The sequence below is a fragment of the Arthrobacter sp. NicSoilB11 genome (genome assembly GCF_019977375.1).
Classification (GTDB): domain Bacteria; phylum Actinomycetota; class Actinomycetes; order Actinomycetales; family Micrococcaceae; genus Arthrobacter.
The window spans coordinates 1,970,736-1,993,691 of sequence record NZ_AP024657.1; the positions used below are offsets into that span (position 1 = coordinate 1,970,736).

General features: G+C 61.8%; 22 protein-coding genes and 1 pseudogene. 16 read left to right on the forward strand and 7 right to left on the reverse strand.

Features of this window, described 5'->3' with window-relative positions:
- Nucleotides 1-207: 207 nt before the first annotated feature.
- The gene (locus LDO14_RS09100; RefSeq protein WP_223994942.1) at nucleotides 208-492 is read left to right on the forward strand and encodes a hypothetical protein; all 285 of its coding nucleotides are present in this window, start codon (nucleotides 208-210) and stop codon (nucleotides 490-492) included.
- Nucleotides 493-962: 470 nt separating this feature from the next.
- On the opposite strand, the gene LDO14_RS09105 is transcribed toward LDO14_RS09100, so the two are convergent.
- A complete protein-coding gene (locus tag LDO14_RS09105) occupies nucleotides 963-1,643 on the reverse strand; it encodes a haloacid dehalogenase type II (protein ID WP_223994944.1) in 681 nt (226 codons plus the stop codon).
- Between the two features lie 369 nt (nucleotides 1,644-2,012).
- Entirely contained in the window at nucleotides 2,013-3,590 is a 1,578-nt protein-coding gene (locus LDO14_RS09110) for a PAS domain-containing sensor histidine kinase (protein ID WP_223994946.1), read from the reverse strand.
- A 1,050-nt stretch (nucleotides 3,591-4,640) separates the two neighbouring features.
- On the opposite strand from LDO14_RS09110, the gene LDO14_RS09115 reads away from it, so the two are divergent.
- From LDO14_RS09115 to LDO14_RS09125, 3 genes are all read left to right on the forward strand, one after another.
- Nucleotides 4,641-4,853 carry a hypothetical protein gene (locus tag LDO14_RS09115; RefSeq protein WP_223994948.1) on the forward strand — a complete coding sequence of 71 codons (213 nt, stop codon included), beginning with the start codon at nucleotides 4,641-4,643 and terminating at the stop codon, nucleotides 4,851-4,853.
- 486 nt (nucleotides 4,854-5,339) lie between these two features.
- Nucleotides 5,340-6,074, forward strand: a complete 735-nt coding sequence (locus LDO14_RS09120) for a hypothetical protein (protein WP_223995172.1) — start codon at nucleotides 5,340-5,342, stop codon at nucleotides 6,072-6,074.
- A gap of 89 nt (nucleotides 6,075-6,163) precedes the next feature.
- Nucleotides 6,164-6,712 carry a GNAT family N-acetyltransferase gene (locus LDO14_RS09125; protein WP_223994949.1) on the forward strand — a complete coding sequence of 183 codons (549 nt, stop codon included), beginning with the start codon at nucleotides 6,164-6,166 and terminating at the stop codon, nucleotides 6,710-6,712.
- Nucleotides 6,713-7,004: 292 nt separating this feature from the next.
- Here LDO14_RS09125 and LDO14_RS09130 read toward each other — a convergent pair whose 3' ends face one another.
- The 5 genes from LDO14_RS09130 to eda form a co-directional block, all read right to left on the reverse strand.
- On the reverse strand, nucleotides 7,005-7,745 hold the full coding sequence (locus LDO14_RS09130; RefSeq protein WP_263422497.1) for an SDR family oxidoreductase: 741 nt from the start codon (nucleotides 7,743-7,745) through the stop codon (nucleotides 7,005-7,007).
- Between the two features lie 207 nt (nucleotides 7,746-7,952).
- Nucleotides 7,953-8,765, reverse strand: coding sequence for a sugar phosphate isomerase/epimerase family protein (locus tag LDO14_RS09135; protein WP_223995174.1), 813 nt, complete (start codon nucleotides 8,763-8,765; stop codon nucleotides 7,953-7,955).
- Between the two features lie 169 nt (nucleotides 8,766-8,934).
- Nucleotides 8,935-10,353, reverse strand: coding sequence for an MFS transporter (locus tag LDO14_RS09140; protein WP_223994953.1), 1,419 nt, complete (start codon nucleotides 10,351-10,353; stop codon nucleotides 8,935-8,937).
- 348 nt (nucleotides 10,354-10,701) lie between these two features.
- Nucleotides 10,702-11,250: an AAA family ATPase gene (locus LDO14_RS09145; protein WP_223994955.1), complete on the reverse strand. Its 549-nt coding sequence runs from the start codon at nucleotides 11,248-11,250 to the stop codon at nucleotides 10,702-10,704.
- Nucleotides 11,247-11,894 carry a bifunctional 4-hydroxy-2-oxoglutarate aldolase/2-dehydro-3-deoxy-phosphogluconate aldolase gene (gene eda, locus LDO14_RS09150; RefSeq protein ID WP_223994957.1) on the reverse strand — a complete coding sequence of 216 codons (648 nt, stop codon included), beginning with the start codon at nucleotides 11,892-11,894 and terminating at the stop codon, nucleotides 11,247-11,249. Before eda ends, LDO14_RS09145 begins: the two co-directional genes overlap by 4 nt.
- Before the next feature lie 136 nt (nucleotides 11,895-12,030).
- On the opposite strand from eda, the gene LDO14_RS09155 reads away from it, so the two are divergent.
- The 12 genes and pseudogenes from LDO14_RS09155 (at nucleotide 12,031) to LDO14_RS09210 (ending at nucleotide 22,956) form a co-directional block, all read left to right on the forward strand.
- The gene (locus LDO14_RS09155) at nucleotides 12,031-13,017 is read left to right on the forward strand and encodes a Gfo/Idh/MocA family oxidoreductase (RefSeq protein WP_223994959.1); all 987 of its coding nucleotides are present in this window, start codon (nucleotides 12,031-12,033) and stop codon (nucleotides 13,015-13,017) included.
- Nucleotides 13,010-14,005 (forward strand): LacI family DNA-binding transcriptional regulator, encoded by a 996-nt coding sequence (locus LDO14_RS09160; protein ID WP_223994961.1) that lies wholly within the window; start codon nucleotides 13,010-13,012, stop codon nucleotides 14,003-14,005. The genes LDO14_RS09155 and LDO14_RS09160 overlap by 8 nt, the downstream gene beginning before the upstream one ends.
- A complete protein-coding gene (locus LDO14_RS09165; protein ID WP_223994962.1) occupies nucleotides 14,002-14,631 on the forward strand; it encodes a VOC family protein in 630 nt (209 codons plus the stop codon). The genes LDO14_RS09160 and LDO14_RS09165 overlap by 4 nt, the downstream gene beginning before the upstream one ends.
- Nucleotides 14,573-15,472 (forward strand): sugar phosphate isomerase/epimerase family protein, encoded by a 900-nt coding sequence (locus LDO14_RS09170; protein WP_223994965.1) that lies wholly within the window; start codon nucleotides 14,573-14,575, stop codon nucleotides 15,470-15,472. The genes LDO14_RS09165 and LDO14_RS09170 overlap by 59 nt, the downstream gene beginning before the upstream one ends.
- A complete protein-coding gene (locus tag LDO14_RS09175) occupies nucleotides 15,472-16,464 on the forward strand; it encodes a Gfo/Idh/MocA family oxidoreductase (RefSeq protein ID WP_223994967.1) in 993 nt (330 codons plus the stop codon). Before LDO14_RS09170 ends, LDO14_RS09175 begins: the two co-directional genes overlap by 1 nt.
- Before the next feature lie 190 nt (nucleotides 16,465-16,654).
- Entirely contained in the window at nucleotides 16,655-17,890 is a 1,236-nt protein-coding gene (locus LDO14_RS09180) for an MFS transporter (protein WP_223995176.1), read from the forward strand.
- 114 nt (nucleotides 17,891-18,004) lie between these two features.
- On the forward strand, nucleotides 18,005-19,267 hold the full coding sequence (locus LDO14_RS09185) for a sugar ABC transporter substrate-binding protein (RefSeq protein WP_223994969.1): 1,263 nt from the start codon (nucleotides 18,005-18,007) through the stop codon (nucleotides 19,265-19,267).
- Nucleotides 19,268-19,322: 55 nt separating this feature from the next.
- Nucleotides 19,323-20,237: a sugar ABC transporter permease gene (locus LDO14_RS09190; protein ID WP_223994971.1), complete on the forward strand. Its 915-nt coding sequence runs from the start codon at nucleotides 19,323-19,325 to the stop codon at nucleotides 20,235-20,237.
- Nucleotides 20,234-21,091 (forward strand): carbohydrate ABC transporter permease, encoded by an 858-nt coding sequence (locus LDO14_RS09195; RefSeq protein ID WP_223994973.1) that lies wholly within the window; start codon nucleotides 20,234-20,236, stop codon nucleotides 21,089-21,091. Before LDO14_RS09190 ends, LDO14_RS09195 begins: the two co-directional genes overlap by 4 nt.
- 138 nt (nucleotides 21,092-21,229) lie before the next feature.
- Nucleotides 21,230-21,397: pseudogene (locus LDO14_RS21570) on the forward strand (Gfo/Idh/MocA family oxidoreductase); the annotation flags it as partial.
- A 48-nt stretch (nucleotides 21,398-21,445) separates the two neighbouring features.
- The gene (locus tag LDO14_RS09205) at nucleotides 21,446-22,075 is read left to right on the forward strand and encodes a Gfo/Idh/MocA family oxidoreductase (RefSeq protein ID WP_223995178.1); all 630 of its coding nucleotides are present in this window, start codon (nucleotides 21,446-21,448) and stop codon (nucleotides 22,073-22,075) included.
- A gap of 131 nt (nucleotides 22,076-22,206) precedes the next feature.
- The gene (locus LDO14_RS09210; RefSeq protein ID WP_223994975.1) at nucleotides 22,207-22,956 is read left to right on the forward strand and encodes an SDR family oxidoreductase; all 750 of its coding nucleotides are present in this window, start codon (nucleotides 22,207-22,209) and stop codon (nucleotides 22,954-22,956) included.

Genomic DNA, 22,956 nt, shown 5'->3' on the forward strand with positions numbered 1-22,956 from the left:
GGGAAAGACGACTACGAGTGCGCTAGTGGCGGGCATGCTGCCTAGGTCCCGCGTCCTCGATGCCGAAAAGGTCGGCGAGGTGCTCATGGACATTAGGCCGGGACTTCCTGGAACCGACAACTTCCAGCACTGGGCCCTTGGCGGACCCTCGTTGTTGAAACCGCGCGGCGCGTGCTTGAGTTCACCGGAGGCACACTCGTAATGCCAATGACTGTTCTAGTCGAGAGCTACTGGCAGGAAATCAGCGACGGTCTTTCAGAGCACGGCATACCTATCCGGCATTTCGTGCTCCATGCCGATCAAGCCACGCTGCGTGACCGCATACAGAACGACACAGTTCTCGGCCCCTCGACGTTCCGTTTTTCGTATTTGGAACCATACGCCGTCGCAGCCCGCTCCTGGTTGCACAACCAAGCCGAAGTCATCGACACCACCGACCTCACGCCGGACCAGGCTGCGCAACAGGTCGCGGACTCTGTGCTTCGTCGCTGAGATTGCTGAACGCCGAGCCCGGGGTCCGCCGGGGAATCCTTGACGCACTCGCTGCCAGACGGAGTCCAATGCGCTTGCTGAGAGGAACGGGTCTATGGGATCGGTATTCGTGAGTCGAGCAGTCGGAACGGCCACCCTGGCCGATGCGCCGAGCGCGGCTGAAGGCAACTCGCCGTCATTGATCCGGACGCAATTCGAAAGCTGAGGCCGACGCAGGCTTCGGATCGGTTCAACCATGAACTCGAACAGTTTAAGCTCAAATGCCTCGCGGCACCTGCCGGGCAGCGGTGCAAATTGAATCATCGTTGCGAGGCAATCCGGGTGCGCGTCCAGTGGCTCCATGCCGAAACAGCCACCTGACCGATACCGACGGCCTATGGATCTTCGACCCACCGTCGATTGCGGCAAGACCTGGTCCTGGCACTAGATTCTGTGCCCGGGCCCAGCCTTCCTTCCGCCGGAACGCTCCCTCAGTAGGCTGCGGCCAAGGCCGGTGCCAGCCCGGTCAGAGAAGACACCGTGAATTCGGGAGCCGCAAAATAGGCCGGGTAGCTGTCTCCGGTTCTGTTCAGCCACGCGGTTCGGAGCCCGGCCCGGGAGGCGCCGTGGATGTCCCAGGGATGCACGGCCACGAGCAGCATACTGCCTGGATCGGAGCCGGTACTGGCGGCTGCGTAGTCGTAGGAGCTGCGCACCGGCTTCCACGCGGACGCGTTTTCGACCGACAGGACCGCCTCAAATTCATCCCTGATCCCGGCATGACTAAACACTTCCTCGGCGATCTGGGCTGAGCCGTTGCTGAGCGTCACGAGCCGGAACCCTGCGCCCTTGAGAGCTCTGATCCCCGCTGGGACGTCCGGATGCACATCCAGGTCTTTCATACCGCCCATGACGTGCTCGACAACTTCGTCGAGGGGCCGGTCGAGTCTCACATCGCTAAGCAGTCGCCGGAGAACGTCGGCGCCGATGGTGGAAAACGAGCCGTTGTCTCCACTGGCGGCCAGCGCGAACCCGTCCCGCAGCAAGGTCGCGAACCAGGGCTTCGCCATGTCGGCGGGTGCCCCGACCTCGCGGAAGCGATCACTCATAGGGGACATGTCGGACAACGTTTCGTTCACGTCAAAGACTATGACGGAGATGGCGGACGTCATGGTTTCTCCTTGCATCTGCGGTGAATCAGCGGTCCTGCTCTGCAGGGCACTATTCTTCCGGCACCGCGTGGAAGTTCCAGCCATCGAACCGGGTGTCCACAGCTAGGAGCGAACCGTCACCGGATGTGGATCTCGGCAGCAGCGTGCCCTCACGCGGCTCCTGTACAGATAATTCCTGGAAAGGGCGTCCTTCGCGTTGGCTACCGCGTCAGTCACGCTGCGGCCGCCCACCGTGAATCGGCTGGCGCCCTGTTCCGCCACGCATTCAGACAGCAAGGTACAACAAAGATCGGCAAGCGCACGCCAACTGTGGGACGTGCCTATACGCACGCCTGCGAACTTCTGGCCCGGACCGGCCGGGGCGTGGGCTTAGGTGGTGGTGGCCGTTGTTGGGGTGTCGTGGTCGGCGGCTGGGATTGTCAGGGTTGCGGTCGTGCCCTTTCCGGGATTGCTGGAGAGGGTGATGTGGCCGCGGTGGTTTTCGACGATGGATTTGGTGATTGCCAGTCCCAGGCCGGCGCCGGGAATGGTCGAGGAATGTGCGTTCGCGGCGCGGAAGAAGCGGGTGAAGGCCTGGTCGATTTCTTCCTCGTTCATGCCGACACCGGTGTCGGTTACTTCGCAGCGGAGCTCGTGCCCTGTGGCATCGACAGTGACGGTGACCCTGCCACCGCGGGGCGTGTATTTGATGGCGTTGGAGATCAGGTTGTCGATGGCCTGGCGGAGCCGTTCGGGGTCGAAGTAGCCCGTGGCGGTTCCATGGGCGAGTAGGTCCAGGGTGACGTCGTCGGACTTCGCTTTAGGCTCGGCGGCCTCGACGCTCTGACGGACAACTTCGACCAGGTCCGCGTGACGGGGCTCTATGGTCAGGGCTCCGGCAGCAACGGTGAGAAGGTCTCCGACCAGGTGCAGGAGCCGCTGGGCGTTCCGTTTTGCGACGGTCAGGTACATCTCGATGTCGGGGTCAAGATCCTTTTCGTCCAGGGCCAGGTCCATGTAGCCCAGGATCGAGGTCAGTGGGGTCCTCAGTTCGTGGGAGACGCTGGCGACGAACTGGTCTTTGGCCGAGAGCGCGTCGACCAGCGCTGTGACGTCGGTGAACGCCATGACCGCTCCCCGGTGTTCGCCACGGGAGTCACGGATCAGCCGGCACGTTGCGGAGTAGGCCCGCTGGCTGGTTCCGTTGTCTGCCCAGATCAGTTCGTCGGTGAAGGACTCTCCTCGTGCCGCCCGGAACCCGGGGCGTCGCTCCGGCGGAAGCGGTTGCTTCCGGTCGGGACCATAGACGAGGAAGCCCGGTGGTTCATCGGATAGCTGCCTGCCGGTGACGGTGCCGCCGAAATGGCTGCTGAATTGGTGATTGGCAAGTACCGCCTGCCCGTTGGCGTCGACGGCGCACACTCCTACACTCACGGTGTCCATGACGCTGCTCAGCAGCCGCTCACGGTCCTCGCTGGCGACCAGGAGGTCCCTGACCTTGCAGCCCTGGGCTTCCAGCCGTTGCCGCTGCAGCGTGAGGGCGTTGGCGATCGCGTAGGACGTCAGTGCGATCGCTCCGAGGATGACTGGCAGCAGGACGATCCGGATGAAGTCCGGGCCGTCGAAGCCCGTGCCCAGGATGACCGGGGGCAGCACGGCGCTGAGGATGGTGGCGACGACGGCGTAAAGGACGCCGCTGCGGCGCCGGTTCGCTGCCAGCCATACGACGGGAAAGACCAGGAGGAAACCCAAAACGGTGAGGTACTGGTCGGCGGCCTCGCGGGAGATCCCAACGACTATGCAGTCCAGGAAAGGGATGACGAGCACGGCCCGTTCGGGCAATCGACCCCACGGCACCAGGGCGCATGCAGCGAGTAAGAGCACGTGTGCTCCCAGGCTGCGGATGAATGGGCCGGCCACGTCGAGTTGGGGGTGCAGGACCATCGTCAGGAGCACAACCATCAACATGGTCACAGAAAGCGGCAGCTGGAACAGCACCGCCCGGCCCCTGGGCCCCAACGTCCGGTAGTACGCATTTAACGGCTCAAAAAGCATGGTCTCCCCTTGTCCCTGCTCCGAACGCCTTTCACCAAGAACCTACCCCAGAAACCCGCAACCACCACCGCAAAGGTTCCTTGAAACGACATATGGCTGGTGGAGCACGAGACAGCAGACGGTTAGCCGGTGAGTCGGACATTGGCTGCGGCCCGGAGGTGAAGTATCGGGTTGGGCATGGCGGCCCTTGGGACGGGTGAAGACTCGGGCGATCACCACGTAATCCGGTAGGTAATCCACCGGGCCCGGCTACTGGTGACGGGGCGTGTGCCATACCGCATACGTCGACCCCGGGCGGCGTGTTCGCGGCTTGCGGGGCGTCCACCAGCGGACGCCGCTTTGTGTTGATCCGTGTCATATAGTTGCGACTGGCTCGGCGTCTCTTCGTCGACGAAGGAGTCACGTGCCCTGACGGTTTGGGGGATCGGGTGTACCTGGATTGCATCGTACAACATGTGCGATGCCGTGGATCGAGAGTTTGTTCCGGTGCGGGGCCGGGAGAGTTGGCCTGGCGGCGGATCGGTCCGACGTCCGTCGGTTCCGATGGACCCGCCCGCCGCCGGCCAACTCTCCCGTATTGATGGCCTCACCACCCCAGCGGTGTGGCCTCGATCCCGAGGTTAGCGCCTGTGTCTCAATGGAGGCGCAGGCCAACCGCGGGATTTGCTCAAGAAACAGTGAACCGGTGGGCTGCCACCAACTGGACTGATCCTGCCCGTGGGGGTTGTCCTGTGGCGTCGTCAGAGAATCGTTGGGTAGCGGGGTCCGCAAATTGGGTAGCTATGTGAGCCATTGGGGTATCGCGTTCACTGAGCGCACTGGTGGTCGCCGAGTAGATTTAGTCCTGTCGCGGTCCGACTACCGCGACGGACCCAAAGCGTGGGGCTGAATGTGGGCCATTTTTTTACGCCGCCCGCTTTTAGGGCTGGCCAACATATATAGACGTTTCGACAGGAGGCAGCCATGTCTGCACGCCGCGCCTCAGCGGTTGCCGCGCTCTTCCCGGCGCTCTTCCTCACGGCAGGGGCTGCGACAGCCTCTTCCGATACCGACGATAATTCTCTGACCACGTACGTCGACTGCCCGCTCGAACGGATCGGGACCCAGCTCGTGCGGTGCGACAACCTCACAGGTGCGGGGGTGCAGGCACCGGCCTCGATTCCCGAACAGAACTAGCCCCGGTACTGCGCTGGCGCGTTCGGAGGCGTGACCGGCGCGATGAGGTCTCCTTCACCTGGCGCGCGAAAGCATCGAGAAACTTGAAAAACGCGCGCTGAATTGATGAAAATTTGGGCGGCGCGATCTGGGAAACGGGGGCAACGATGCCTCTTTTCCCATTTGGCGGCGACGATGCGGCCGCAGGATCCCGAGGAAGAAAGGCCAGGCCAGAGCCCTTCCGGGGCGGAGAGAGGGTCTCTCCGCCCCTCTCACCGGCAGCCATAAAACGGCATTGGATCGGCCCTGCGTCTTCCTCCGGCAATTGGCCCGAAAAGTCTTGGGCCGGAAACTGCTGCTCCTTGACCGCGTCAACCCGGGGGATCACGCTGGTTGCCTGTTCGTGGTGAGCTCTTGATCGGAAGGCCGACGATGTCCTTGACTAGTTGTGCACCCCACGTCTCGCGTCTCCGATTGCTGTTGGCCGCATCGGCAGCCGCCGTGCTGATGCTCGTTGGTGCTCAAGCGCAGGCAGCCACGACCGCTGGTCCCGGTAACGACGTGTCTTGGCCGCAGTGCGGCCAAACGCTGCCCAAGTCCCAGACTTTCGCCATCGTAGGTGTCAACAATGGTCTGGCGAACAACACCAACCCGTGCTTGGCCGCCGAGCTGTCATGGGCGCGCACTTCGAAGGGCGGGACGGGCCAGCCCTTGGTCGCCTTGTGTGTAAACACCGCCAACCCGGGGGCGGCCGGATCTTGGTGGCCCAGCAGCAACACCTACGGCGGGACGACCGTGCCGAACCCGTACGGGCAGTGCACCAGCGGATCGGTCGGGGCAGTATGCTCCTACATGTACGGGTACGCCAAGGCTTATGACGATGCGAACATCCGTGGGGTTAGCAACCCGGCTTCGTACACCTGGTGGCTGGATGTAGAAACAGGGAACAGCTGGTCGACGGATAGGGTGGCGAACAGGGCTGATCTGGAGGGCATGTCGGCCTACTTCGCGAGCATCGGCGCCGGAGTCGGCCTGTACTCCACGAGCGCCCAGTGGACGCAGATCGTTGGCACCGTGCCTGCCACGAGCAACCTGTTCACCCTGCGCAACTGGCTTCCTGGTGCCAGCTCGTCGGCCGCGGCCAAACGCAGGTGCTCCGACGCCCCCCTCACCGGCGGAGGAAAAGTCGCCCTCACCCAATACACCTCGGGCAGCTTCGACTACGACATTTCCTGCATTTGAAGACAGGCTGGTGGTCAGTCGGCAACCAGCATTCCCCCGCGGGATCCACCCTGGCCTAACGCGGGCGGGGCGATTGTTAGTGTGGCCTGGTGACAACCCTTTCATTTCGTTGGACTACCGAACTCTCCGCGCGTGACTACGCCGATATGGCCGTTCTATTCGATAGTGAATATGAGGACGACTGGGGGCCCTGGAATCCGAAGCGAGGCTACGGTTACGCGCGAGGTGAGCTGCATTGCTTCGCACGTGTCGGTGGAAAACTCGTTGGATACGCTGCCTCAGCACGCCGCTTTGTAGGTGTAGGCAATGATGAGGTTCTCGTCGCAGGCCTGGGTGGTGTCCTGACAGCGGCCGAGGCTCGTGGCCAAGGGGTCGGGCGCGAGGTTCTTTTTGGGCTGCAAGAAGCTATGCGTGGGTTGGCTCCTGCCGATTTCGGTCTGCTCGGATGCCGTGAAGAGGTCGTGCCCTTCTATCAGTCGTGCCGCTTCACGCTTATTGAATGTCGCATTCGAGATGTTTCGCCACGCGATGCCATGAGCGTGATTGAGAGTGCCGGTCCGACCTTGATCTGCGGGGGGACCAAGCCGGTCGAGGCTTGGCCCGACGGAATTGTTGATCTGCGAGGCTTGCCTTGGTAAGCCGTGTGCCAACGACATTGCCGGGCAGTCAGAGTCCTAGTTGATGGTGTTCAAAGGGGCGGTGAGATACTCCGGCAACTGCTGACGCGACACGCCCCGGGGGCTCACTCGGAACCCGCACCCAGCGAATTGTCAGACGCGCTCCAGGATCATCACCTCGCTGGACGGCCCCCGTGGCGCTCACGAGAGTGCGCGGCCGTCGGGCGGATTGGGTGAGGTGACCGCAGCATTGGTCTTCCCCGGTGCGGCGGCGCTTACGACCACTTCTCGAGGTGACGATTCAGATCGGGCGTCAGGATTTGGAGCTGGGTCGACCAGGAATATGGCTAAGAATCGACCTGGAGAAGCCACCGTCGACACAGATGTCTTGGCTGGTGACATAACCGGATAGCGGACTCACAAGGAATTCGATCACGTTGGCGATGTCCATGGGATCGCCAATTCGCCCCAGCGGGATGATATTTTCCCTTGCCTTTTTGATTTGCGGATCAGCGTACATTTTTTCGGTCATCCGCGTGTGAGTCATGCCGGGGGATACCACATTTACTCGGATCCCGTCCGGTGCCCATTCCAACGCGAATGTTTGGGCCAGCATCGTCAATGCAGCCTTGCTCGGGCTGTAGGCCCCGGATCCGGCATGGGGTAGCTGGCCAGACATGGAAGAGGTAAAGCAAGCGGCGCCCTGGCTCTGCTTCAGGTGCGGGTAGCTTGCTTTGGCCAGGAGCCACGGGCCGCGGAGGTTTACGGAGAACATGTTGTCCCAATCCTCAAGGGATACGTCGCAGAGCGCTGCAGGGTTGGCGATTCCGGCGTTTGCTACCAACGCGTCCAGGCCGCCGAATTCAGCTACAGCAGCCTCTACGAGTTGACGTGGCACGTCAGCGTCGCTGAGATCGCCCCCCAGTGCGATGGCAGTACCACCCATGGACTGGATTGAACGAACGACTTCCTCTTGGCTGCTGTTCGATTCGTGTCCAGCCACGGCAATCATCGGCTGCACACCCCGAGCAAGGGCCGCCTCTGCGATTCTCACGCACGTAGCCGCACCTATGCCGCTGCTTCCGCCACTTACCAAAGCTCTCATTGCATACATTCCTTCTACTTGAGGGTTCACATGAATTCGTTTGACTGAAAGAGGGATCTCGGCCTGTACAGCCGGCTGACTTTCCCATAGAAGTGGCAGTGGAATGTCACTATGGATAGACAACATTGACTGGCTGGCCGCAACTTTGGCCTTGGGCTAGGACCCCAGATCCCAGCCTTGATTTTTGAGATCCTGCACGGCCTTATTGAATTCCTGCACGGGGTTTTCTTCGCGAATGATCTCAAGGACGACGTTATTGACGCCGCAGGTTTCTCTTACGGCTTTGCCCAACCCCTTCCAGTCGATCACTCCGGTGCCGATTGGATCGTGACCCCAGGTCTCGGTGCCGGTATCGGAAATGTGCACGAGTCCGATCGATGAATGGTGCGAGAGCAAGCTGTCGACGGGGTCTTCTCCGATGTAGGCGGCGTTGGCGACGTCGTACACAATCTTCACTGCATCGTCGTTGATATTGCTGACAACGCCTGCCAGGTCCTGGATGGTAGGCGTGAAGCAATAGGGCGTATTTTCGAAGAGCAGTCGTGTGCCAGCCTGTCTGGCCAGCGGAATGAGGTTCTCCATACTCTCGTACATCCACCCGTAGGTGTTTTCGAGTGAGGGTGAGATCATGGGGCGTCTTGTGCCGGGGGATATCACGACGTCGGGGACATTCCAGGCCGCAGCGAGGTCAATCACCGATTTGATGTGCTCGATGCTTTTGCGTCGCATGTTGGCGCCCGGGCTGGCCAAGTTGATGTCATATCCACCGGCGTTCAGTGACCTTACCGTTGCGCCGTAGTCATCAAGTCTCGCGCGAGTGGCCGAACGCTCCAGGGCGGTAATTTCATCCGGCCAGCAATGGGGGGAGCTGATCGGAACTTCAAAAGTTCTGTAGCCGTTGTCGGTCAATTCGGCGATGGCATCAATTGCCGTAGCTGACCATAGGTAGGAGAACGTGTTGATGATCATGTGGTTCACGTAAAGGAATCCTCTCTGTTTTTCGCCTGTGGACAACGCGCCGTGAATGTCGAACCCTGCAAAGGGCTCTAAAGCGCGAGCCGGGCGGCTCGACGAGGCTCGGGCGGAAACGCCCCATGTCGCCTCGTCGAGCCGCCATTGCGGCGTGGTACCGGCCTGCTTACCTGGAACGCTTAGCCTCGTGCGTGGCATGAGAAGGAGCCACCAGCAGGTGCTCGCCTTCAAGTACCTCAGCGTCAGCCAGCGCCACGGTGGCACGGCCGGTACGGCTGCCGGTCTCCGGAAGGGTGAAGTAGACGACGAGGCACAGGGCGACGACGACAATCATGTACACCGCGACCAGCATGGGCTGTCCGGCGCCAACGAACGCAGCGGCGATCAGTGGCGCTGTTCCGCCAAAGACGGCGATGACGATCTGGTGTGCAAACCCAATTCCGGATACACGCACTGAAGCCGGAAACAGCTCGGCCTGAATGGTCGGGTAGACTGCCTGCCAGATACCGAGAACCACCCATCCCGAGGCCGATACCAGAACGTAGACACCGAACCCCGGCTGGTTCAGCAGGAGCAGGAGAGGGTAGAAGAGAACGATCATGCCGATGGCACCGACGATCGGGAAGATCTTGCGTCGGCCGAGCCGATCGGACAGCGCGCCGCAGATCGGCACGATAACAACGAGCAATGCAAGCCCAATGACGTTCCCGGTCAGCGTGGAGGCCAGGTCCCGGCCGGTGGTCAGCTTGGCGTAGGTGGGAAGGAAGGTGGCCCAGGTGTAGTAGGCCACGGCCGGAGCAGACAGTGCTGCCGCCTGCAACAGCGCCTTTGGATGTTCCCGAAGCAGGTCCATCAGACGGGCCGCTGCGGACTTCTGATCGACGAGGGCAGTTGCTTCAAACTCGGGAGTCTCTTCGGCCCGGGACCGCAAAATCAGGCCAACGACGCCGAGGATACCGCCTGCAATGAATGGGATGCGCCAACCCCAGGCGGCCAGGTCCGCTGGGGCAAAGGCTGACGTCACCATTGCCGCGGCGCCGGTCGCTGCGAGAGTCGCAAGGCCGCTCGCTGTGTTGGAAAATGAACCGAACAGGCCCCTCCGGTTCGCCGGGGCGTGTTCGACCATGAAGGCAATAGCGCTCTGCGCCTCACTGCCGGCCGAGATGCCCTGGAGGACGCGTGCCACCAGGAAAAGAATCGGTGCGGCATAGCCGATGGTCGCAAATGAAGGTGTGAGGCCGATGATCAGCGCGCCGACCGCCATTCCGGAGATGGACAGAGTCAGGATGCGACGGCGACCGAAACGGTCCGCCAGCGGAGAAATGATGACTCCACTGAGCGGTCGCACAACAAACCCCACGGCATAGGTGAGCAATGCTGCGACCAGCGAGGCGAACGGGGAATCGCCGGGGAATATCTGGGACGAAAACACCGCCGCAAGCAGCCCGTAGATGTACCAGTCGTACCACTCCACGAAGTGGCCAATCGTTCCTGCCACCATATTCACATTGCGGCGAGGACGCTTGGACACTTCGGGAAACTCCGAAGGGGCCGGCCTGCCAACGGCTTCTTTTGAGGTCTTCATTGAACTCTCCATATTTTCACATTTGCTGCGGAGGGGTAATGGGATAAGGGGCGCATGATGCTTGCCCGGCCCTTGCTTTACTGCGGCTCTCCAGCTTGCGACTCGATCATGAGATCGGTTGCTGAGATCGGTTGCAATAACCTTACGAGTGATGAAAGTCGCTTGTCAACGTCTTGCGGAAGGGGTCGTCCGGAAGCTGGGCCCGCCGTCGGCGTCCGGCAGGCGGCCACGCTGCCTGCGCTCTGGAGGCAGGCCTACCGCCTCAGTCGGACAAGAAGTAGGGCAGCAGGCCTGAGGAGGGCCGCTCAGAGGGTCCGTGAAGGCAAGCGGTGCGGTCAGGTCTGGAAGTCACACATCTGCCGGGAGCGGTGTTTCGTTGTTGAAGTCCAGGTACTCCACCCCGGACCACGCACATTCGAGGCTTCCGTAGATGGACCAGTACTCGTCCCAGTGCGAGAGTTTCCATTGGTCTCGTTCCAGGCCGCGGCGGGTAAGCCGTTCCCGCAGAAGATTCTGGGGAACCCTCACCCGCACGACTGTGGTCTGCGAAGGTGGCCAGTGAAATTTCTCTGCCGCGCCGGTCAGGAAGTCGGGTACCTGGAAGTAGGCCCCGAAAGGGGCGTCGATCACTACTGACCGGCCGAGGCGCAGGTTCGCTCCAGCCACGTCCATAAGTGTGTCGTATTCGAGGGGGAGCAGGTGGTCGCGATAGTAGTCGTTGGACTCCCGGTCGGTGGGGTCGTGTCCGGTCACTTTCAGGGCGAACTCGACAAACCGTCCGCATATCCTGTCCTTGTCCAGGTAAGCGGCATCGTTGTCCTTTGCCGTTTTTTGGGCCACCGTCGTTTTTCCTGAGCCGGCCGGGCCAATGACGATGAAGACGCTGGGGACGGTCATCGGCGGGCCTCTGCCACCGCTGACAGGAATTCCTTGGCGGCTTTGGTGACGCGGGTGAAGTCGCCGTCCGGCTGCCACGCTTTTGTCACATAGCTGCCGACGCCGACACCTGCGACGCCAGCGGCAAACCATTCGCCTACGTTCTCAAGGGTCACGCCGCCTGCCGGCATGATCGGCAGGTGCGCGAGCGGTGCGAGGACGGATTTGACGTAGGGGATGCCTCCGGCTTCGGTGGGGAAGAGCTTGAGGATGTCAGCGCCGGCTTCGGCGGAGTTGACGAGTTCGGTCGGCGTGTAAGCCCCGCTGACGGTTGGTATCTGGTACCGGTTCGCGGTACGGATCATCGCGGGGTTCAGTTGAGGGCTGACCAGGAACTCGGCGCCGGCGCGGATGCATTCGTAGGCTGAGTGCTCGTCCAGTACCGTACCGGCGCCGATCGCTACTCCATTGGGTCCGTGCTTGGCGGCGAGCCGGCGGATGACATCCACGGCTCCGGGGATCGAGAGGGTGATTTCAAGGGCTCGGAAGCCTCCGGTGATGGCGGCTTCTGCCACGCGTTCTGCCACCTCAGCGTTCTGGAGGCGGACGATCAGGACGGCGCCGGATTCGTCGATGGTCTGCAGGGTCCGAAGTTTCTTGTACATGGTTGCCTTTTCTGCGCCCGGACGAGTTGATGTAATTGCCCGGGCAGGTTGAAGTGTCGTTGACAAACTTTCCCACCATCCATACTGTTATTGCAACCGATCTCAGCAACCGATCTCATACAAGGGGGTATTGCGGTTGACTCACGTACGCACAATTATTCTGGGCGCTTCCCACTGGCACGTTCCGCTCTGCGCGCCGGCCATTGCCGAGGAACACGAGGTCATCGGAGTCGGTGACGACGACGTATCCCGCATGCAGGTGCAGAACCTGGCGAAAGGATGGGGGGCGCCGCTTGAGGCCGACTGGCGGAAGCTCGTTGATCTCCCTGGCGTTGGACTCGCATATGTCTTCGGCCCGCATGACGGGATGGCCGAAAAGTGTCTTGCCCTGATCAAGCGTGGTATTCCGTTCGTTGTTGAGAAGCCGTTGGGCACGTCCCTTGACGAGCTTTCCGCAGTGCGTGAAGCCGCCGAGGCAGCTGGCGTGCCTGCCACTGTCCCGTTGGTCCAGCGCGGTGGACCTACAGAGCAATGGCTTGCCAAGGCAGGCAGGCCGACTTACCAGCGAACATCGTTCATTGCCGGCCCGCCAGCCCGGTATCGCGACAATGCCAATCCCTGGATGCTCGATCCGGCTAAGGCTGGCGGGGGTTGCCTGGCCAATCTGGGCCCACATTTTGTGGATCTGTTCCTTAGGGGCACGGGTGAGACCATAGCGCGTGTGGACTCCCGGCTCTCATCGGCTCTTCACCACCAGGGCGTTGAGGATCATGCCAGTCTCATCCTCGCGACACCGGAAGGACGCGAAGCCGTTGTGGAGGTTGGCTACGCCTTCCCTGGCTCCCCGCTTAAGCGCTACTGCAGCTTTACCTCCGTCGGTGAGGCGGGATTCGCCTCCGTTGATTCGGACGGCACGGCGACGTTCACTGCACTGGACGGCACCACGGAGGTCGGCAAGATCAATGTGGACAGCGACCCGCTTTACGATCCGTTCGTGCGGAGCGTCGCCCGGACGCTGGATGATGGATTCCGGGGCCTGACGACCCTGGCCCAGCTCGAAAACGTCATGCGCCCCATTTGGGGGGCCTATGACAACCAGCGCGGAGGAAAAGAACATGTCTGACTTGAGTATCGACGTCGTGGCAAAAGCTGCTGGTGTCCATAGGTCTACGGTCTCCCGGGCGTTCTCACGTCCTGAGGCGGTGAAGAGTGAGACACGCGAGCACATCCTTCGAGTCGCCGAGGGACTCGGCTACACGATGAGTCCACTCGCCCAGGCGCTGCGCCGGAAAACCAGCACGTTCGTCCCGCTGATCGTCCCCGACATCACCAACCCGTTTTTCGCCGAACTTGCCAAGACGATGACACAGGCGGCGGACGAGCGCGGCTACCAGCTGCTGCTCTGCGTCACCAACGGGGACCCGGCTAAAACCGATGGCTACTTCACCGCCATGCAGGCCATGTACGCCCCCTTCGGAATTGTGGCCCCGTCCACGAAAGTCGACACGGAGGCCATGAAACGCTTCGACTTCGGACGCAAGGTCGTGGTGATCGACCGGGTTGAAGGGGACGATGCCGTCCCCACGGTCACCGTCGACAGTCGCCGCGGAATCATGCTGGCCTTGGATCACCTTCATTCTTTGGGCCACAGGTCGATCGGTTATGTCTCCGGTATCGCCGGGACGCACACCGCCCAGGACCGGATGGACGCTTATTTGGAGCTGTCCGCCGAGAGCGGGAGCGCACCTGTCGTGCTGGACAGCGGGTCGGATCTGGATGCGGGCACGCGCGGGGCAGAGCATTACCTTGAGATGGTCAGTCCGCCAACGGCAATTATCGCGGCCAATGACATGGTGGCGTTCGCGGTCATCTCGGCGCTCGCCCAACGTGGCGTACGGGTACCGGAGGACGTGTCGGTCATCGGCTTCGACGGCCTCGCTCTCGGTGCCCGGTTCAACCCTCCACTGACGACGGTCCGACAGCCGATCGCCGACATGGGACACCTTGCCATTGAACTGGCTGAGAAGCAGAACCTTGACGGCTCCGTGGACCACATCGTCCTCGAACCTGAGCTCCTGGTTCGTGGCTCCACCACGGGACCACGCAAATGACCCGGGGACAGGACTCAACGCTCCGGCGCCTGCCAGGGCTCCGCCACACGGACCACGTCGGTCTGACGGTTCCGAATCTTGAGGACGGCATCCGGTTTTTCGTCGACGTTCTCGGAGCCGAGGAGCTCTACCGTTCCGAGCGCGGGCCCGATGAAGAATTCATGCCTACGAACTTCGAGGTCCCGGCAGATGCGAAGCTCACGCTCGCCATGCTGCGCCTGCCGCCGAATCTCAACATCGAGCTTTTCGAATGGAGCAGCGCTGAGCGGCGCGATACCCCGCCGCGGCACTGCGACGCCGGCGGGCACCACCTGTGCTTCGTCGTGGACGACGTTGATGAAGCGATCGCGGTGCTGCAGGAAACACCTGGCGTACGCGTGCTCGGAGAGCGCAAGGAAGTCGCGGGCGACAGCCCCCGCGTGGCCGGCAACCGCTGGACCTACTTCATCACCCCCTGGGGACTGCTGATGGAAATCGTGGATCGATCCCGCGTCGCAGCCCCGCCCCGGCTGGTCGGCCCTGCGGACTGGACAGCAGCCCACAACACTTCTGAAAGGACAAAGAATAATGCGGCTAGCGGGTCACACACTAGGCACCCCGGACCACACGGTTCCCCAAGCACTTAAACTCTTTCGAGCCGCCGGGCTCGACGCCGCCGAAGTCATCTACCAGGATGACTACAGCTCCGGATTGCCGTTAGGCGACCGGCGCGCCGCCATGGAGGCTTTGCAGGCAGCCAATGGCGAAGGCCTGCCCATCGTCGGTCTCACACCATACACAACCGCCATCAACTCACTGGACGATGCGGAATGGCGTCAAGCAATCAATGAATTCCGTGGCGCGATTGAGACCGCGCACCTGCTCGGCGCTGACCGGGTCCGCGTCTATGCCGGTTCCTGGCACCCCGGGGACGACGACCACGCGGCACATTGGGGGAAACTGCGCCAGGCATTGGAAACGCTCGCACCTGAAGCTGACCAGGCAGGGGTTCGCCTTTGCGTGGAAAACCACTTTGGCACCATGACCCAGACCGCCGCGGACACCGCCGCACTGGTCCGCGAAATCGCCCACCCGGCCGTCCGCGTTCTCTATGACCAGGCAAACCTGACATTCACGCACGATGAATCGTTCGAACAGGCCTTTGCTGTTCAAGGGGACCTGATCGGCCACGTGCACGTGAAGGACCTCATCTTCACGAATCCCAACGCGGCTTTCCGCGCCACGGAAACGGCCCGGGTCAACGCCTCCGAGCGGGCCGTCCGGTCCCGGGTCGTGGGCAGCGGCGTCGTTCCGTGGCCCCAAATCCTGGCCGCGTTGCTGCAGCATGGCTACGACGACGTACTGAGCATCGAGCTTGAATACCGTTGGCACCCGCAAGACCTGCCTGCACCCGAGGACGGGTTCAGGGAATCCGCCGCCGTGCTGCGCGCAATGATTTCTGACCTGGCCGAAGTGAGGAACTCCTAATGAGCACCAACCGTCTCCGCGTCGGAGTTGTCGGCGCAGGCAACATCGCCACCATCGCCCAGTTGCCCACCCTTGTGCAACGTGCCGACGTCGAATTGGCCGCCTTGGTGTCCCGGCGTGAGGACCCCAGCAACCTGGTCCGGCGCTGGGGCTTCAACGCCGCCTACAAAACGGTGGAGGACATGTTGGATTCGCAGGAGCTGGATGCAGTCTTCGTGCTGACGCCACGCTCTGAGCACGCCCATGCCGTCCAGCTATGCCTCAGCCGTGACGTTGACGTGTTCTGCGAAAAACCGTTGGCTCCGGCAACAGATGAAGCAGAACGCCTGGCAGATCTGGCCGACGAGCGGGGACGAGTGCTGATGGTCGACTTCAACCGCCGTTATGCCCCCGTCTACACGGCCGGTCGTGAAGTTTTTGGTGACAAAGGTGCCACCTTCTGCGTCGCCCAGAAAAACAGGCCTGGATCGGAATACCGTGCGACATTCGAGAATGCCATCCACATGGTCGATCTGCTCCGCTGGTACTGCGGCGGCGAACCGGAGCACGTGGCCGCTCACGCCGCCGGTGACGACCCCTGGGAAGAAGACGGCGTCGCAGCGATGATTCGGTTCAGCACCGGCAACACCGGGGTCCTGATGGCAGCCCGCACAGCGGGAGCGTGGAACGAAAAGCTTGACGCCTACGGTGGCGGCAACACCGTTGAAGTCAGGGCACCTGAAACAGTCTCAACCACCGTCAAGGGAGTCACCACGTCACGCGAACTCAGCGCCGAGGCGTATGGCTGGGCCACCGCGACAGACACTCTCGGATTTTCCGCTGCAGTCCACCACTTCCTGGACCGGGTCGCCGACAGGCAACAGCCACTGACCTCTGGCCGTGAAGCCGTCCACACCCAGCGCCTGCTCGACGTAATCCTCGCCGCATCCGGGCTGCCGACAGAGGAACAAGCCGGTCGGGAATGGGCCAGCCACGCAGTGAACGGAAACTGAACAACTAAGCTCGCCCAATTCCTCGGGTTAGGTCTTGCAGCCATAGGTGAAGAAACCGCGGCTCCACAAGCCGCCGAGCATAAGGAGGCACAAAATAGCTCCAAACCGCCTCCACCCGAGCAACCCGAAAGTCGGGGGAGCGGGACGACAACCGCTGCGCGGACGGCTCACCCCGCTCATTGGCATCCTGCTGGTCGCGTTCAGCGCCAGACAGGCGGTTTCGGCGGTATCGCCACTCATTGGTCCAATAGGCGGGGACCTATCCCTCGACGCCGTGACGACCGGCATCCTTGGAATGCTGCCGACCGCCGGCTTCGCAGCGATGGGCTTCCTGGCTGTTCCACTGATCCGACGTACCCAGCCCGAACACCTGCTGCTGGTGTCAATCCTGCTGACAACACTCGGCCAGGTCGGACGCGCCCTGGGGTGGACTACCCTCGCCTTTTTGGTGTTCACCTGTGTCGCAATGCTGGGGATCGGCGTGGTAAATGTGGTGATTCCGCCGCTGCTGATGAAGTATTTCCCCGATAAAATCGGGGTCCTCCCTGCCCTCCACGTAACTCTCCTCGCCGTCAGCACTGCCGTGGCCGCCCAAGCGGCTATACCCTTGGCGGGTATGTATGGCTGGCGGTTCTCCATCGGCATCTGGGCGGTCATCAGCGCCGCCGCGGCCGTACCTTGGCTGATGGTCCTTTCGGGCAGGCGTACGGCTGCCCGCGTCGGGAAGCCGCCCACCAGCGAAGTGCCGCAGCCCCGCACCAGCGTCGTCAAGCCCTGGAGATCATCTCTTGGCTGGGGAACGGCACTGATCTTCGCGGGTTGCTCGAGCAACACGTTTGCGGCGTTGGCGTGGCTTCCGACTGTTCTTGTAGACAGAGGAATGAGTCCGGGAACGGCCGGATTCATGTTGGCGCTCTATTCCATCCTCGGCCTGCCCGTCGGCCTTATTGTGCCTTTTGCTGTGGTGAGGATGCCTCGCCCGCTTCCTGTCGCAATCCTGTTCGTCGTCACGTTCGCGGTCGGCTATGGAGGCATCATCTTTGCTCCGGTAACTTCTGCCGGGGTGTGGGTAGCCATCGCCGGGCTTGGTCAGGGCGCATACTCCTTCGCGTTTACCATGATCAATAAGCGAGCACGAACACAGACCGGGTCGGGGGTACTGTCCGGGTTCGCCCAGGGGATCGGCTACACCCTGGCAAGCCTTGGCCCATTCCTTTTTGGCCTCCTGCATCAGCCCGGAGACCACTGGCTGCCGTCGTTCGGCATGCTCGGAGCCTGGCTGCTCGTGCTTACCACGGGAGCCCTGATGATCAACAGACCGCGCGTGATTGAAGATGCACTAAGGACTTCGGGGCCCCAAACGCCGCATCTCAATACCGAGATACCTCTCGTCCACGACCGGAACCAGAAGGCTCCGAAAACCTGAGCTGAATAATCCTTGACAGACCCTGCTCCCGACCCTATGTTTATTGCAACCGATCTCAGCAACCGATCTCAGTCGCGCTGGTGAAAATGCAACCGATCTCAAAGGAGAGATGAATTGATCAAAGCTGCAAGTACTTTGACCGCCATTGCCGTCGCCGGGGCGCTGCTCACCGGCTGCTCAGGCAGTTCAGGCGACTCCGGCAACAACAACGACGACGGTCCCGTCACGTTGACGTACTGGGACTTCATGGACCCCAGCCAGAACAACCCACGGGCTGCGGCGCTGAAGCAAAACCTCGAGAACTTCCACAAGGAAAATCCCGACATCACAGTCCAGCTCTCGACGGTTTCCTTCGGTGACATGATCAGCAGGCTCCCGCAGGCAGCAGCAGCGGGACAGACACCGGACGTCGTGAAGATGTTCGCCCCGGTTGTTCCCCAAATTGCTGCCGCGCAGGTCTATCAGCCGCTTCCTGAGGAGGCCAAGCAGATCACTGACTGGTTGCGCCCGGTGGACAAGCTGGCGGACAAGGATGGAAAGCAAGTAGCCGTCCCGTACGACTACCGTACGTGCACGCTCTATTACAACGACAAGATCCTCAAGCAGGTCGGCGCTGCCGTACCCACCACCTGGGACCAGGTCGCCGAGGTTGCTGGGAAAGCGGCGAAGGCCGGATTTACCGGGTTCGGGACGGGGTTCTCCGGGGTCGACAACTCAGCGATCATCTCGACCTTCTTCGATTGCTTCATGAGCGAGGTGGGGCAGGAGATCTCCAACCAGGACGGCAAGGCCAGCTTTAACACTGAAAAGGGTAAAGAATTCGCCGACTTCCTCGTGAAGCTCAAAAAAGCCGGCGGCATGCCACCGAGCGTTGTGGGGGACCAGTACTCAACGGTTGCGGACGGCCTCCAAAACGGCACTGTTGCCATGTCCGCCCTCGGAACGGAACGCCTCCTGACCCTGCAAAAGGCCAACCCGGACATCAAGTCGGCCACCCTGCCCAAAACCTCAAACGGCTCGGACACGGGATCGACGTTTGGCTGGACCCTTGGCATCGGCGCCGGAAGCAAGCATGCCAAGGCGGCTTGGAAGTTCATCCAATACATGACCGGCCCGAAAGCCGGGGCGCTCATGGCAACCGGGGGAGACGTACCCACCCGCTCGTCGACGTTCCAGGAGCCGTACTTCACCACTCCCGAGGCCAAGACCGTGCTGGACGTCAGTAACTTCGTCAAAGATCACAGCGAGCCACACACCTACCCGGACAACTGGATCGCGATTGCCGGTGGACTTGCCAACGCCGGACAGCAGCTGTACCTGAACAACTCGTCCGCCGACGATTTCATGAAAGCTGCCCAGGACGCAGCCAACAAATGAGCCCCCGACCGGACAGGACTAACCAGGTAAACCTGCCCCCAGGAAAGCGAATCCCATGTCAGTGACACAAGAACAACGCGCAGCGCGGAGCACCAAGCCCCGTCTCCGGCCGGCACGGAAGGACCGCGCAGTCTGGCTCTACGTCATCCCGGTCGTTGCTGTCTTCCTTTTCGTCTTCGTTGGGCCCCTCCTCTTCACAGCCTGGACGGCCTTCCACGACACCACGTACTACCAAATCAAGGACTTCTCGGGACTAAAGTCGTTCACCAAGCTTTTCACCGATAAGGACCTTCCCAAACAGATCGGCACCACCCTTGCCTTCTCGCTCGGGGCCCTCGCGATTGCCTTGCCACTCGGCTTTGCCTCAGCGGTGGTCCTGAATAAAATCATTCGCTTCAAGCGGACGGTGCGGAGTCTGTTCCTGCTTCCATGGCTGATGTCACAAGCCACCGTCGGCACCCTCTGGCTGTGGTTCCTCAACCCCACCTACGGCCCGGGGACAGCCATCACAAAAGCCCTTGGTTTCGGGCCCGCCGATGCGTTCTCCACACCGGGTTCTGCGCTGCTGGCACTAACACTCATCACCGCGTGGTGGTCCTATCCCCAGGCAATGGTCCTCTTCCTCGGGGCGCTTCAGACCGTACCAACCGAACTGTATGAGAGCCTGCGCGTTGACGGAGGGAACGTGTGGCAGGGATTCGTGAACATCACACTTCCCTTCCTTCGCAACACCATCGTTTCCGTCGTCGTCGTCCTCCTGATGCTGTATGTACAGATGGTAACCATCATCCTGGTCACCACCCGCGGCGGGCCCCTGGGCGGAACGGAAACGCTCTCCATGCGGGTGTTCAACAAGACGTTCCAGGACTTCGACCTCTCCGGTGCCTCCGCGGCAGCAATTTTGCTCTTCGCCATTAACATCGCCTTGACACTGGTAGCGATCCGCTTCCGACGGAAGGAAACCCTGTGACTGCCACCATTCCCGCACGCCGCCGACCCGGGCATATACTCCGCCGGCTACCCATCTGGGCAGTCGTCGCAGTCACGGCGGCCCTGGTGCTGCCTCCCGTCCTGTGGATCTTATCGACGTCCCTGAAAACCGATGCGAACACGGTCGCTTTCCCGCCCGTGTGGATACCGAACCCGTTCTCGTTCGACAGCTACGGCGGACTCTTCACCTCCACCAACGTCCGCTTCTTCCTGAACTCGCTGATCTACGCCATCGGTTCGATCATCCTCGCCCTGGCCGTCTGCGTTCCCGCAGCCTACGTCGCGACCCGATACCGGGGCCATCGCATGGAAAGCCTCATGACCGCAATCCTTGTGCTGTCCATGGTCCCCGGCGTCGTCGTCTTCATTGCGCTCTACTCCATGTTCGTGAAGACCGCGCTCATCAATACCTACCCTCTGCTGATCGTGGTCTACACCGGCATCATTTGCGGACAGACGATCCTGTTCCTGCGCAACTTCATCGAAAACATCCCAGTTGAGATTGAGGAAGCAGCAGCAATCGATGGATGCAGCCGACGCCAAATCCTTCTGCGCATCGTGCTGCCACTGATCCGCCCAGGCATCGCCGCCGTCGCGATCTTCATCTTCGTCTTCGTCTGGAACGACTTCCTCGTCGGGACCGTCCTGGCAACAACCGAAGACATGAAGACCGTGCAAAACGGCATCGTCCGCTACATCTCCACCGGCTACGGCAACTTCTGGGCCGCCTTCGGCGCCTTCGTCATCGTCGCATTCATACCTGTCCTGGCCATCTTCGCCGCCTTCCAACGCTGGTTCATCGCCGGCCTGACCTCCGGTGGTGTCAAGTCATGACCTCAGCAACACCAGCTCCGCGCGTCGCAGTCGTCGGGGCGGCCGGCTGGGCCGGCTCCCGACACGCACGAGCATTCGCCGCAGCAGGGGGCCCACGTCACGGCTCTTGTAGAAAAGGACGACCGCGCCTACCCCCTCGCCCAGGAACTGGGCGCCGTGCTGGTAGCCAGCACCGAAGCGCTCCGCCCCGAGCACGCAGACCTCGTGGTCGTTGCCCTCCCGACAACCATTCAACCCGCCATCTGCGCTGACCTGCTGAACCGCGGCTTCCATGTGCTGACTGAAAAACCGGTCGCCGCAGACGCAGAAGGCGCGGCCGTCCTTGCCGCCGCGTCCGGTGTCAACGAGCGCCTGATGGTCGGATACACCCTCCACCAGCACCCGGCAGCAGCCCTCCTCTCTCGATGGGTGAGGAACAACGACGTGGTCGCCGTATCCGTACGCTCCGTAGCCCACAAACAGAACGTCGATTCCTGGCGAGCTGACCCAAAGGAGGGCGGCGTCGCCGTTGTAAACGGCATCCACGCCATCGAGTTGGTGTCATCCTGGTTCGACGGTGACCCAAAAGTCCTTGCCACAAGCTCCAGCAGCAGCCTATACGGCTCGCCGGTACCGGAGTACGTAGTCACCGCCCTCGAATTTCCCGCGGGAGCCGTGTTCCAGCTGCAGACCTACTGGTCTCCCTGGCAGGAGCCGCAAGGGCTCAACCAAGGGGACTGGAGTCTCACCATCGATGTACTCGCACGCAACGGCCGGATGCTGTGGTCCAACGACACCGTCCACGTCTGGAACCGGGACGGGAGCCACGACACAACGTCGTTCGCCCCCACCGACCTCTTCCTTCGCCAGGCAGAGGCGGCGCTCAAATTCCGCACCGGCGAAGGCCCCGCCGTTACGTTCAGCCAGGCTCTCCGGGCCACCGCAATCGCCGACGCGGTCCTGGCTGCAGATGCTTCGGACGCGGAGGACGTTGTCGCCCGATAGCATCACCAAACCTGAACAACGCGCGAGCGGCCCAACTGCACTACACCTAAGGAATTGAACATGAAGCGAGCAACTCACGCTTTCACCGCCGGGGACCCGCGGTGCACCTACGCCCATGGCAAGGAGAACAAATGAGCCTCAAAGACCAGGTGGTTCTTGTAACCGGATCCAGCGGCGGGATAGGCGATGCCGCCGTCAACACCCTCACAGCAGAAGGCGCCATCGTCGTAGGCGCTGACCGTTCCCCTAAAGAGGGCCAGAACCTCAAGGCGTTTTACCCCCTCGACATCACCTCCGACCAGCAATGCGCGGCTGCTATCCAAGACATCACAGCCAAATACGGCCGCATCGATGTCCTGATCCACGCAGCCGGGGTGCTCGGCCCCACCCCCGGCATCATGGAGACAACCACCGAGGAATTTGACTCCATCCTGAGGATCAACGCCACCGCCACCTTCACGATGGTGCGGGAGACCGCCAAGTCAATGCTCGAGACCGGCACTGCCGGTGCCATCGTGGTCCTATCGTCAGTTGCGGCCAAGGAATCACGGCTCAACTATCTGCCCTACAACGCGAGCAAGCTCGCTGTACTTCACATCATGTGGTCATTCGCTGAACTGCTCGGGCCCAACGGCATCTCCGTCAACGCCATCGCACCAGGCCCAGTAAATACACCCATGTGGGCACAATTCGCCAAGGATTCCGGACCGGATGCAGCCGCCAACCGCGCGAAGCGGGCAGCGCAACTTCCGATGCGGAGGTTCGCCGAACCCGACGAAGTCGCCCGCGCCATCCTTTTCCTCGCCGATCCCGACAACCGCTACATCACAGGAGTTTCCCTCGATGTGGCAGGCGGAGCACACCTGGGAATCGGAACCTAA